This window comes from Roseibium sp. MMSF_3544 (genome assembly GCF_030732845.1).
GTDB lineage: Bacteria > Pseudomonadota > Alphaproteobacteria > Rhizobiales > Stappiaceae > Roseibium.
Genome location: NZ_JASHKA010000002.1, coordinates 225,455 through 238,304, shown reverse-complemented (window position 1 = coordinate 238,304; position 12,850 = coordinate 225,455). Strand labels below are relative to the sequence as shown.

The window sequence follows — 12,850 nt, the reverse complement described above, 5'->3', positions numbered from 1 at the left end:
CGGTTGCATACACCTACCTTAGGTAATTTTGCTGAGGTCGCGTTCACTCCCCGCGCGGTCTCCATCGCCACTCCTTTCATGGATGCCCAAAAATTCATCATTGAGGCGGAGTGGACGACGTGTGGTTTTAACGATATAAGCCGCGCAATTCGGGTTCATTTGCGAGACCGAACCCTTGCCCGGCACACGTCCGGGCCGATCCGGTAGACTGCTGATTGGCATGCAGATGATCCGGAGCAGTTGAAAGATCTCTATGACTGATTTGACGTCTCTCGCCCCGGCCCTGTCGGCCGCGCTGGCGAAACGAGGCTATGAAAGCCTCACTCCCGTGCAGGAAAGCGTTCTCAACGATGCACCAGCGGAAGCGGACCTACTGGTTTCCGCTCAAACCGGATCCGGCAAAACCGTCGCCTTTGGCCTTGCTCTGGCGCCGACGTTGCTCGGCGATCGCGAGCGCCTCGACAAGGCCGCTGCGCCTGTCGCGCTGGCCATTGCGCCAACCCGCGAACTGGCGCTGCAGGTAAAGGAAGAACTGACCTGGCTCTATGAGGAGGCTGGCGCAGTCACCGCGTCCTGCGTTGGCGGCATGGACCCGCGAACCGAGCGTCGTCAGCTCGAACGTGGCGCACATATCGTTGTCGGCACCCCGGGACGCCTGCGTGATCACATCGAAAGAGGCAGCCTCGACCTTTCCGAACTGCGTGCAGTCGTCCTCGACGAGGCCGACGAAATGCTGGACATGGGCTTCCGCGAGGACCTGGAATTCATTCTGGATGCCGCGCCCCAGGAGCGACGCACGTTGATGTTTTCGGCAACCGTTCCAAAACCGATTGCGGAGCTGGCCAAGCGCTTCCAGAAAGATGCCGTCCGCCTCTCAACCATTAATGCACGCGAACAGCATGGCGACATCGAGTATGTCGCCCATCCGGTTGCTCCGAACGAACGTGAGAACGCCATCATCAACGTCTTGCGGCTGCATGAAGCGGAAAAAGCGATTGTTTTCTGTTCCACCCGCGAGGCGGTGAGCCGTCTGACATCCCGGCTTGCAAACCGGGGCTTTTCGATTGTCTCGCTGTCGGGTGAACTCAGCCAGGAACAACGCTCGAGCGCCTTGGCAGCCATGAAGGACGGTCGTGCCAGGGTTTGCGTTGCAACCGATGTCGCCGCGCGCGGGATCGATCTGCCCAATCTTGACCTTGTGATCCATGCGGACCTGCCGACCGGCAAAGCCGCGCTCCTGCACAGATCCGGTCGCACAGGCCGCGCCGGACGCAAGGGAACTTGTGTGCTCATGGTCCCCTTCCCGCGCCGCCGTCAGGCCGAACGGGTGCTTCAATATGCAGGGGTCAAGGCAACATGGACCGGCGCGCCGACGGCAGACGCCATCCGGGCAAAGGATAAAGAACGTCTTCTCGCCGATCCGTCGCTCTCCGTCGAGCTTGAAGAAGAAGACCGGGCGCTGGCGATGGAACTCCTTGCGCTCCACAGCCCGGAGCAACTGGCAGCGGCCTTCGTGAAACTGCGCCAGTCACGCATGCCGGCACCGGAAGAGATCACCGAACTCGACGAAACCTCGCTCAAAGGCCGCGACGCAGGATCGCGCGGTGGCCGCAGTGCAGAGATCTCAGGCAAATTTGAGGATGGTGTCTGGTTCTCGCTGTCGCTCGGACACCGGCAGCGCGCGGAACCGCGCTGGATCCTGCCGATGATCTGCCGGGCAGGTCACGTCACCAAGAAAGAGGTTGGTGCGATCAAGATCTTTCAGAACGAGCTCTATTTCGAAATCGCCGGAAGCCACGGGCAGCGTTTTGCCGAGGTGATCAAGCGCGATGGCACCGGCGAGGACAATGCGACGATCAAGCTGCTGGATGCACGCGGCGGCAAGGTGCCGTCGCCACCCAAGGAAGGCGGTTTTCGCAAGGAGCGCGGCAATTCCCAAAGGCGCCGGCCTCGTGGCGCGGATACCCCCGACTATGAAAATCTCGGGCCGGAAGACAGCTTGAAATCAAACCGTCCGAAACGGGCTCCGAAACGCGACTTTGACGCGACGCGCGGCCGCAAGCGCCGCCGGTCCGGCGACGACGATGCTGTGCCGCATCACCCGGCCTACGAGCCGCTCGATATGAAGGCGCTTGCGCGGGATATTGACAGCGATGGCAGCAAACCGTCCCGCAAAGGCCGGGACAGTGATGGTGCGGATGCTGACCAGCGCCGCAAACCAAAGTCACGAACAGCTGCAAAAACGGCCCCGGGCAAGAAGAAATCAGCGAAGAAGAACAAGCCTTCCCGCGCAGAACGCAAGGCGTCCAAATCGAAAAAGTGAGACTGGCCGCCTCGGTGAAGTCCCGATGCAGCCAATTCGTCTTCCTACTTGACTGGTTTCAGGCTCCAGCTTCGCCCGTGCCTGATGACCTCTCTCCCGGGCCGGCCTTCTTGCGGCGTGTCTGAAAGTGTCAGCTGCACATCCTGGATGGCCTCGTCGCGCAGGCGGTAATACTGGTGCCTGCCATGAGACACCTTGTTCGTGTCGCTGATCCTCGTGCAGTCGATCGCGAACATGCGCTCGCTGATTTTGTCCAGGTTTTGGGGGCCGTCTGACCCCAGACGGTCCGGCATCCCCTTTGTTGTATCGGAGATGGTCAGAGCGACGTCATTCGCCGCGTGATAGACGAAGATCCGGTTCGCAAGTTCGTCGAGACGTTTGAGCTTAAGGCTCTCTTCCAGCGCGTCGTTATCCTCATCGGCTGCCATCAGGAATACACTGTCCAGGATCCTGTCGACACGCCCGTTGTTGAGTTCTGCGTATTTCCGGAGCGCGTGGCGAAGCGCCCAGTTGCCCATGGAATGCGCGAGAACATGCATGCGGCGGGTGCATTGCACAAGTTTTTTGGGATCCGGTACTTCACCTGCCGCTCGCGCGTTAAGGATGGTCTCCTTGTCCTTCTGCCGCATCTCCTTCAGGAATTCGACCAGGCGCATGAGTGTGCGTCCCATGGCAATCCCGGAAGCTTCTGCATCTTCACGATCGGAAAAGTAATTCCAGGCCGGTTGAACGCTCCCGTTCGACGGCCAAGAAAAGAGAAACACCACAACCTGCTGGTCCTTGGAACTGTAAAGCTCCTGCAAAGCGGCGGCGCGCAAGACGGAATTCTGGAAGGAATTTGCAAAGCCGTGAATGTACAGAATGACGTCCGTGTCCTGCTTCTTCAGGAGCTTGCGCATCTCTTCAAAGAGGCGCGACGAGCCGAGCAATTCGCCTTCTTCGCGGCTGCTGTCCAGATCCTCGTCGTAAAGTCTGGTTTTGCCGACCGACCAGCTGTCGTCATCTTTTGGCTTTCGCCCTTTGTAGTCAACATTCGCTTCACCGACGCGAAAGACTTGCGGTCCGCCTTCGTTGAACCTGTTCCCAAAGATGTTTCCGCTTGAAGATGTCTCGTGTTTTACATCCCTGTTGCTTGCGAAATAGATTTTCATGACTCAAAACTCTTGCTGAAAAAGATCGTAAAATCTACCACGAGACGATGCCCGGGATCAAAGCAACCAGAAGATGAGAGACTGCGTGTAGCCGAACCGCCTTGACGTCATCTTCGAATTTCAGAGTGGCGCTCAAACGAGGAAATTGAGTGCACCAACCTGGTCAGGTGTTTTCCTGCACTGAGAAGATCGGTACCTGAAATTCGGCCTTCAATGACCGATCGAGCACGGATCCCGGCCGAACCTTGAGTTTCCATACAATTTGCGGGTCATCCAGGATGTGCCCGCTTTCGGGCAAATTGGCTGGAATTCGGAAGCGGACGCGCAGCGTAATCCAGCCCTTGTCATAGGTCGTCTGCGTCGGATGAAACTCTTGTTTTTCCGCCCACAATTCGTCCGTGATCCAGACGGTTTGCCAACTCCCGTGCACGTCCCGCTTCTCGCTTCGGAGGCTGCCGCAGGTCAGCGTGATGCCGACCGGTTCGGTAAGTGCATTCTTCAGCCGCGCCATCACCTTGCCGCGAAATTCCCCGCCAAGGACCCCCGGCAGCGTGTCGATGATCATCACGGCGTCGCCGAACCGGACACGCCTCCAGGTTACACTTATCGCCACCAGGAGTGCGATGACGCCGACGACGATCGGCAGTGCGGTCGGGATCGCCTGATCCCAGGTTCCCTGGAGGTCTGCCAGGATCAGGTCTTTGTTGACGGACCAGAGGAAGCCCATGATCCCCCACCAGCCAATGCACCAGAACCACATGAACCACGCCGTATACTTTGTCGAATGAACCACGCGGCGCGCGCGCCATTGACGATTGAGCAGCCAAGGCTTGTCCCGGTACTTTTTGCGCCGGCGTTCGAGATTGGCAAGAAATCGGGGGGCGCCGATATAGGCGACATAGAAGAAACCAACGCCGATCACGACCATCAGCAGACCGAACGCCCCGAAGAAGATCGCCTCAGTTGTCCCGGCTTCCCCGGTGCGCCACGCATCGGCCATGCCATAAACGACCAGACCACCGAGGAGCGCAATCACGATGAAAAGCAGGTGGATGGTGACCGCGAAGCCGAGATCGAAAGCCTGCTTCAGCCGGTCTTTCAAGGATCTGTTGTTCTCACGGCTCATCGGTCAGGCTTCCCCTGTGCAGCCCTGAGCCAGTATAGGCAATGTCAGGTACTTGAACCAGAAAACAACCTGCTGGTCGTTCACGCTTGCGGTCAATCGCAGCCCGATGCACAAAGGGAAAGATCCTTTGCTCTTCCGCCAAAAAATTTGCTGCTTCAAATTCTGGGACAGGGTGCTTAGCCATGGAAATTGACCGCGCCGACCTTGTCAGGCAAACCCATAAACGGCTCTTGAAGGTCATGGCTGACCTGGATGTCCCCGCCGTCCTGACGTCAAACCCCATCAATATCCTTTACGCGACCGGTGCCCGGAACATGACGGTTTTCAGTTTGATGGGGCCGTTCCGTTTCGCCCTCATCCTGGCGTCGGGCGATGTTGTCCTGTGGGAATTTGCTGGCTGCGAACACCTTCAGGTAGGTAATCCAGTTGCGACGGATGTTCGCCCGGCCCCGGGCCTCTCCCCCATATCCGGCGCAAGTTACACCAAGGAGATCACCCGCTTTGTTGCTGATCTTCAGTCTGCCCTTGGTGGAGAAAGGCGTTTGGCGGTCGAAGGCTTCGACCTGCCTGTCATCGACGCGCTGCGAAGCGGCGGTCTTGAGCTTGCCGATGCAACAAATGTCTTTTCGACCGCCCGCCTGATCAAGCAGCCGCTGGAAATTGCGGTGATGTGCGAAGCAGTCAGCCGCGTTGAAGCTGCCGCCGCATCGCTTGAAGCCGCCATTTCCCCAGGAGCCAGCGAAGTCGAAGTCTGGTCGGAATTTCACCGGCACCTGATCGCGACAGAGGGCGAATACATCTCGACCCGGCTGTTTCAGTCCGGCTCCAGGACATTTCCCTATTTTCAAGAAGCTGGAGCGCGGCAAATGCAGTCGGGCGACCTTGTCTGTTTCGACACGGATGCCCTCGGATATCTGCATTATGCCGTTGACTTTTCAAGAACATTCCTGTGCGGAGACAAACCGGCTAACCAGAGGCAAAAAGACCTCTACAAGCTCGCTTACGATCAGCTCCACCACAATGCCGCGCTGCTCGGACCAGGTGTTTCCTACGAGGACTTTGCCCGCGCTGCGTGGCCTGTCCCGCCCGAGTATCGCGGCCACGGCTATTATTGCCTCGGCCACGGGCTTGGGCTCTGCGGCGAGTTTCCCTACGTACCGCACTATTTCGACGATGTTCCTTACGCGTTTGACGGGCAGTTCGAACCCGGCATGGTAATTTGCATCGAAAGCTATATCGGCGCGGAGGCTGACAGCGAAGGCGTAAAGCTGGAGGAACAGTTCCTGATCACCGCAGACGGCATGGAGCGTATGACGACATATCCGTTCAGCGATACGCTGCTTGCATGATCATTTGCCGGCTTATCGCGGTCTATTCGTTGATCACACAGGCAATCACCCAGTCCGCTCCGTCCTGGATCAACTGGTAATGACAGGTGAATTCGAAAACCGCTTCACCGTCTGCACTTTCCTGGATCCAGTCCAGTGTGACCAGCGCCGCGGATCCACTGACATGGCTTGAGACGACCTGGAAATCGGAATGCGTCACGCCTTCCTTTTCCAGGGCTTTCAAAAGTGCCTCAATGTTTTCGATCAGCTCTTCGTCGTCGGCGAAGACGTGGCCCTTCTGGTGCTGCCAAATGATTGCAGGCAGCGCGAAACAGTCACAGATCCGATCGATCTCGTAGTCATTGAACCCGGCCTGGTAGTCGTCGAAGAGCTGCGCAATCGCTTCTTCCGCATCACCGTTTGTGCCTGAGCCAGCCCCGTTTGTGTGACCGTCGCCGGTCTTTTCGATACCACCGTCATCCGCCATGACTGCCTCCCCTGAGGAGCTGAACAATCGCGCAGGCCTGATCAAGCCCCTTCAAGCTGCGCACCGTCGGCATCCTCGCCATCGTCGTAGCCTATCATATTGAGCGGGCGGGCGTTTCGTCCATTTAATTCGCACCAGTGAACCAGGGCTTCCTCGGCGCCATGCGTAACCCAGATCTGGTCAGCACCGGTTTCAAGGATGGTCCGACACAGATCGTCCCAGTCGGCATGGTCGGACAGAATAAGTGGCAATTCCGCCCCTCGCTGGCGTGCCCTTGCCCTGACCCGCATCCAGCCTGACGCCATGGCCGCGACCGGATCGCCGAACCGGCGCGCCCAGCGATCACTCAACTGCCCGGGCGGGCACAACACGATCTCGCCCTGCAGTTCCTTGCCCCGCTTTCCAACCGGCTCCAAGGGACCAAAGTCGATCCCCTGGCTCTGGTAGTAGGCCGTCAGCTTCTCAAGGGCACCGTGCAGGTAGATAATCTTGTCGTAACCTGCCGCCCTGATTTCGGCTATCACGCGCTGAGCCTTGCCGAGCGCATAGGCTCCAACCAGATGGGTTTGATCCGGAAAGAGATCGAGCGACGCCAGAAGTTTGGCGATTTCGCTCCGCGCGGGCGGGTGGCGGAAGACAGGCAGGCCGAAGGTCGCCTCGGTTACGAACGTGTCACACGTCACCAGCTCGAAAGGCGCACAGGTCGGATCGGACTGGCGCTTGTAGTCTCCCGAAACAACGGTCCGCTTGCCGCCGGCCTCAAGCAGAACCTGGGCCGATCCCAGAACGTGCCCCGCCGGATGGAGCGAGACATCCACAGCGCCAACTTTCAGAGTGTCGCCATAGCCGGTGTCCTGGGCCGTCCCGCAAAAATTCTCGCCGTAGCGGATCGCCATGATGTCGAGGGTTTGACGTGTTGCAAGGACAGCCCCATGACCAGCACGGGCATGATCCGCGTGACCGTGGGTAATGATTGCCTTTGCCACCGGCCGGACCGGGTCGATATGAGCGTCAGCAGCCGCGCAAAAGAGGCCTTCGGGTGTGATCGTCAGGAGATCGGACATTAGCGGTATTAATTCCGGAATGAAGACCACAATCAAGTGACCATCGAATATCGAAGCGGCGAGCGGAACACAAAGTGAACATTTTTGTGTCCATCCCCTCGCCTTTTCGCGGTCCGTCGCCTAAAACCGTCTTATGGACGCACTGCTGCTACCAAACCGCTTTCAATCGTGGTTCGCCTCTCGGGGTTGGGCCCCGCGGCCGCATCAGTTGCAGCTCATTGACCACCTGTCTCAAGGCCACTCCACCTTGCTGATTGCTCCGACAGGGGCAGGCAAGACGCTGGCAGGCTTTCTGCCGAGCCTTGTGGAGCTCGACCAACGCGGCAAACGCAAGCCGGGACAGGCAGGGAACGGAATACATACGCTATACGTTTCGCCACTGAAGGCGCTCGCTGTCGACATTGCCCGTAACCTGGAAGCTCCAGTCGCCGAGATGGGGCTGGGGATCCGGCTGGAGACCCGCACTGGCGATACCCCGACGCACAAACGTCAACGCCAGAAGCTCAACCCGCCGGATATCCTGCTGACGACGCCGGAGCAGATCGCGCTGCTTCTGTCGGATCCAGGCTCCGCCAGGCTGTTTTCTTCCCTCAAGACCGTCATCCTGGACGAACTCCATGCGCTTGTAACCTCCAAGCGCGGCGACCTTCTAGCACTAGGGCTTGCGCGCTTACGCCGCCTCGCTCCAGAGCTGCGCACTATCGGCCTGTCGGCAACGGTTGGTGAACCCGATGATTTGCGCGCCTATCTGGTCGACCAGCCGGGCGACAACACCAGAGCACTTTCCCATGTTGTTGAAGTCACCGGAGGCGCGCAGCCCGAGATTTCCATTCTGGACTCTGAGGAGCGCCTGCCGTGGTCAGGCCACTCCTCTCGCTACGCGATCGGCGACATCTACCGGATGATCAAGGCACACAACGTGTCGCTGTTGTTCGTGAACACGCGCAGCCAGGCGGAAATGGTCTTCCAGGAGCTCTGGCGCATCAATGAGGACACGCTTCCGATCGCGCTTCACCATGGATCTCTCGACGTCGGCCAACGCCGCAAGGTCGAAGCGGCGATGGCCACGGGCACGCTCAGGGCCGTGGTCGCGACGTCATCGCTCGACATGGGTATCGACTGGGGCGATATCGATCTTGTCGTCAATATCGGCGCTCCCAAGGGCGCAAGCCGTCTCGCACAGAGGATCGGCCGCGCCAACCACAGGATGGACGAGCCGTCCAAAGCCGTGCTCATTCCCTCTAACCGCTTCGAGGTGCTGGAATGTCAGGCTGCGCTTGCAGCCTCCAAGCGGGGCGAGCAGGACACGCCGCCGCTGCGTACCGGCGCGTTGGACGTGCTTGCCCAGCACATTCTCGGCCTTGCCTGTGCCGATGCCCTGGACCTATCCGCGACCTATGATGAAATCTGCTCGTCCGAAACCTACCGTGCGCTTGACTGGGAAACCTTCGAGCGTGTCGTCGATTTTGTCGCGACCGGCGGTTATGCGCTGAAGAGCTACGACCAGTATGCCAAGCTGCGCAAGGGCAAGGACGGTCTCTGGCGCATTGCTCATCCGAAGATCGCACAGCAATACCGGCTCAATGTCGGCACCATCGTCGAAGCGCCCAAGATCAAGATCCGGCTGGTGCGCTCCAAGGCGGACGGTCGGCGGACACCGGTTGGGCGTGGTGGCCGCGTGCTCGGTGAAATGGAGGAGTATTTCATCGACCAGATGGTTCCGGGCGATACCTTTCTGTTCGGTGGCGAGGTCGTCCGTTTCGAGGGCGTTCGCGAGAACGAAGCCTTTGTCTCGCGAACCAACTCCGACAATCCGATGATCCCGTCCTATATGGGCGGCAAGTTTCCGCTGTCGACTTACCTGGCCAAGAGTGTGAGAGCGATGTTGGCGACACCGTCGAGCTGGAAAGAGCTGCCCGTCCAGGTGCGCGACTGGCTGGAAATCCAGCGCGAGAAGTCCGTTCTGCCGGCGCCCGATGGCCTCCTGGTCGAGACGTTTCCGCGCTCCAACAAGCACTACATGGTCTGTTATCCGTTCGAGGGGCGCCTGGCGCACCAGACGCTTGGCATGTTGCTGACAAAGCGGCTGGAACGGCTGGGAGCGCGACCGATGGGATTTGTCGCCAATGACTATGCTTTGTCCGTTTGGGGTCTTGGCGATCTCTCGCTCCTGTTTTCATCAGGCCGCATTCCGCTCAATGAGCTCTTTGAGGAAGACATTCTCGGCGACGATCTCGACGCCTGGCTGGCGGATTCCAGCCTGATGAAGCGCACGTTCCGCAATTGCGCGGTCATTGCCGGGCTGATTGAACGCCGGCACCCGGGGAAGGAGAAAACCGGACGCCAGGTCACTGTGTCCTCGGACCTGATCTACGACGTGCTGCGCGCTCACGAGCCGGACCATATTCTGCTGAAGGCCACGTGGAACGATGCGGCGGAAGGACTTTTGGATATCTCGCGTCTTGGAGAACTTCTTGCCCGTATTCAAGGGCGAATCACTCATACTGCGCTTTCGCGCGTCTCCCCTCTCGCCGTGCCCATCCTTCTTGAAATAGGAAAAGAACCGGTCTACGGCGAGGCTATGGATTCCCTTCTGGAAGGCGCGGCAGAAGATCTGGTTCTGGAGGCCATGGAATGAATGTTCTGACATCGCGAATGCGCAAATATGCATCTGCGCCGGTATGTCATGACATTCAGATCAACGGCCAGCTGGTCGGGCTGCACGACAGCGGTGTTATGTGGTGGCCGGATGAATCCCTTCTGGTTGTCGCCGATCTCCACCTGGAAAAGGGCTCAAGCTACGCCCGGCGCGGCGTCATGCTGCCGCCCTACGATACAGCCGCAACGCTGGAGAAGCTGGCCGGTGTTATGGATGCCTTCGACCCGGCTTGCGTCATCTGCCTTGGAGACAGCTTTCACGATGCCAGCGGTTCCGACCGGCTGCCCGCGCCATATCGTGCCATGCTCACGACATTGCAGCTTGGCCGCGAATGGATCTGGGTGACGGGCAACCACGATCCAGTTGCACCGGTGCGGTTGTGCGGCGAGACCGTCGACGAAATCAGTGTCGGGCCGCTCAAGTTCCGGCACGAACCGGTCGAAAAGATCGGCCTGAAGGAAACCGCCGGAGAAATCTGCGGACATCTTCATCCGGTTGCCCGGGTGCGCCGTTTCGGCCGCTCGATCCGGCGTTCCTGCTTCATCACTGACGGAACCCGCCTTGTCTTGCCGGCCTTCGGTGCATTGACGGGCGGGCTCAACGTCACCGACCGCGCCTACACAACGCTCTTCCGCCGTAGGCAGTTTTCTGTCTTTCTACTCGGCAATGACCGGCTCTATCCCTTCACGGCGAGCCGGCTGGTGGTGGATTGATCGTCAGAGAGCCATGCCGCGAGGCTTTGTCGAGGATGCGCTCTGTCTTGAAACCATTTCCATTAATGTTGAGAGTTCTGTCCCCTCACCCGGAGCTGCGCTCCGACCTCTCCCACGGGGAGAGGTAAATTTAAGCCCTGCGATTGCGCGGGCTGGTAACATTTACCGCAACCCATCGGACTTCGGTTCATACAACAAGTCACCGCAATACGGTAAATGCCCAAGAGGCAGACAGTCCTCCCTCTCCCATTGGAAGAGGGTTAGGGTGAGGGGACAAATGTTTGCGAAGCGAACTATCGCCTCGATTTGTCCCAAGTCAGCCTTCCTCACCCACCTTCACCCAGGCGATGACCAGTTCGTAGAAAACCGCCAGGATGACCGGGCCCAGGAACAGACCGAGCAAGCCGTAGGCAAGTGTTCCGCCGAGAACGCCGATCAGAATGACCAGCATCGGCACATCGAGACCGCGCGACATCAGGATCGGGCGCAGTACGTTGTCGACCAACATCACCGGCACCATGAGGACCGTAAACAAGAGCGCAGGCACAAGATCCCAGGAACTCCACGCCCAGATGATCGTCGGAACGATGACGAGCGCCGGGCCGATCTGGATGATGCACAGGAACAACGCCACAAAGGTCAGAAGACCCGCGAGCGGTACGGCAAAGACAATCAGAAGAATCCCGGTCAGCAGGCCCTGGATGACGGCGACACCGATCACACCGCGCGACACGTTGCGGATCGTGGCACCCGCAAGGTCAACGAATTCGGCGCCGCGCGGGGCAATAATGCGGTCGGCGAAACGTTTCGCACCGTGCGCAAGCTTGGGCCCTGGAACAAACAGGCAGCCGGCCAGAATGATTGAAACGATAAAGAAAAGGACGCTGCCGCTGAGCGAGGCCAGCGTAGACAGGATGCGTCCACCGGCCGGCACGACCATCGGGCCGACCTTTTCAAAGAACAGCTCAAGGCTGCGGCTGGCCAGGTTCCAAAGTTCGGCAATTCGGTCCCCGATCACTGGCAAACCGGCGAGCCTTTCTGGAAGCGGGGGCAGCTTGAGGCCTTCCCCTGTCATGCCGTGAAACCAGCCCTGCAGGGTTTCAACGAGGCTGATAACGAGCACCGCCACCGGTCCGATGACGATTGCCAGGCACAAAAGGGTGATCAGGATCGCAGAAAGAACCTTGCGCCCGCCAAGTTTTTTCGCAAGCCAGCCATAGGCAGGATAAAGCGCCACTGTGAGCACGACAGCCCACAGCAAGAACAGGAAGAACGGTGCGATCAGTTGCAGGGAGAAATAAGCGAACAATCCCAGGACACCGAGACGGATCGCTATGTCGATGACCTTGGCATCCAGCGTTAGCTCGCGCTTGCCAGATCCCCCACCTGACGGTTCGGAAGAAGACTGATCGGTCATGGTGCCCCACTTTGTGATTCCCGAAACTTTCCTTGCGTCAGAATAGCTACAGCAAGCCCGAGTTCCAGCGGAATGTGGGAGGGTTAGGGTACGGACCTATAAATGAATTTGATTTGGCGGCAGAAATGGCAAAATCTCGCAAGGAAGCGTGCGAAGAGCGGGCTTTGTGCCCGGTCAAGCAAGATGACGCTGCGAGGCAAAGCCATTTTGCCGTCCTTCGGATTTGGCCGTTTAAGAGCCCTTTTGAAGACTACGGAGCCACTTGATGGAGCCAATTCAGCCCATATCCAAGGCGCGGAGCGCAGTGCGATGTGGCGCATCGGGCAAGCTCCGCAACGCTGGAGATGGGCTGAATTGGCCCACCGAAGGCCCAGTTTTCAGACCCGCCGGACGTCGTTGCGCCCTGCTTGCGTTCATCAGACCGCCACGCAGATCGCGCCTAGCCGCCAGACCCGAAAACCGGGTCAAGCGGCTCTGTAGTCTTCAAAAGGGCTCTAACCATCTGCCGTGTCGCGAAAGGCTTGAAAATGAACCACATTTCCTGCGCGTTCGCTCCTTTCATATGGCCAAAACGATCCAAAC

At 58.9% G+C, this 12,850-nt stretch carries 9 protein-coding genes; 4 read left to right on the top strand and 5 right to left on the bottom strand.

Translation table 11 applies throughout. From position 1 onward, the window contains the following. Nucleotides 1-253: 253 nt before the first annotated feature. On the top strand, nt 254-2,323 hold the full coding sequence (locus RBB47_RS03765) for a DEAD/DEAH box helicase (protein WP_305984406.1): 2,070 nt from the start codon (nt 254-256) through the stop codon (nt 2,321-2,323). A gap of 44 nt (nt 2,324-2,367) precedes the next feature. Here the strand turns inward: RBB47_RS03765 and RBB47_RS03760 are convergent, their stop codons facing one another. Together RBB47_RS03760 and RBB47_RS03755 are read right to left on the bottom strand one after the other, a co-directional pair. Further along, nucleotides 2,368-3,474 carry an alpha/beta hydrolase gene (locus tag RBB47_RS03760; protein ID WP_305984405.1) on the bottom strand — a complete coding sequence of 369 codons (1,107 nt, stop codon included), beginning with the start codon at nt 3,472-3,474 and terminating at the stop codon, nt 2,368-2,370. Nucleotides 3,475-3,637: 163 nt separating this feature from the next. Further along, nucleotides 3,638-4,600 (bottom strand): hypothetical protein, encoded by a 963-nt coding sequence (locus tag RBB47_RS03755; protein ID WP_305984404.1) that lies wholly within the window; start codon nt 4,598-4,600, stop codon nt 3,638-3,640. A gap of 182 nt (nt 4,601-4,782) precedes the next feature. Between RBB47_RS03755 and RBB47_RS03750 the strand changes: the two genes are divergently transcribed. Next, nucleotides 4,783-5,949, top strand: coding sequence for a Xaa-Pro peptidase family protein (locus RBB47_RS03750; protein WP_305984403.1), 1,167 nt, complete (start codon nt 4,783-4,785; stop codon nt 5,947-5,949). Nucleotides 5,950-5,971: 22 nt separating this feature from the next. On the opposite strand, the gene RBB47_RS03745 is transcribed toward RBB47_RS03750, so the two are convergent. Continuing rightward, nucleotides 5,972-6,415: a DUF4440 domain-containing protein gene (locus RBB47_RS03745; RefSeq protein WP_305984402.1), complete on the bottom strand. Its 444-nt coding sequence runs from the start codon at nt 6,413-6,415 to the stop codon at nt 5,972-5,974. Nucleotides 6,416-6,456: 41 nt separating this feature from the next. Further along, nucleotides 6,457-7,479: a ligase-associated DNA damage response exonuclease gene (locus RBB47_RS03740; protein ID WP_305984401.1), complete on the bottom strand. Its 1,023-nt coding sequence runs from the start codon at nt 7,477-7,479 to the stop codon at nt 6,457-6,459. Between the two features lie 133 nt (nt 7,480-7,612). Here RBB47_RS03740 and RBB47_RS03735 point away from each other — a divergent pair, with 133 nt between their 5' ends. Together RBB47_RS03735 and pdeM are read left to right on the top strand one after the other, a co-directional pair. Beyond that, nucleotides 7,613-10,117 carry a ligase-associated DNA damage response DEXH box helicase gene (locus RBB47_RS03735; RefSeq protein WP_305984400.1) on the top strand — a complete coding sequence of 835 codons (2,505 nt, stop codon included), beginning with the start codon at nt 7,613-7,615 and terminating at the stop codon, nt 10,115-10,117. Then, nucleotides 10,114-10,851, top strand: coding sequence for a ligase-associated DNA damage response endonuclease PdeM (gene pdeM, locus RBB47_RS03730; protein WP_305984399.1), 738 nt, complete (start codon nt 10,114-10,116; stop codon nt 10,849-10,851). The genes RBB47_RS03735 and pdeM overlap by 4 nt, the downstream gene beginning before the upstream one ends. 316 nt (nt 10,852-11,167) lie before the next feature. On the opposite strand, the gene RBB47_RS03725 is transcribed toward pdeM, so the two are convergent. Then, complete coding sequence (locus RBB47_RS03725; RefSeq protein WP_305984398.1) at nt 11,168-12,268, bottom strand: AI-2E family transporter; 1,101 nt, start codon at nt 12,266-12,268, stop codon at nt 11,168-11,170. Between the last annotated feature and the right edge of the window lie 582 nt (nt 12,269-12,850).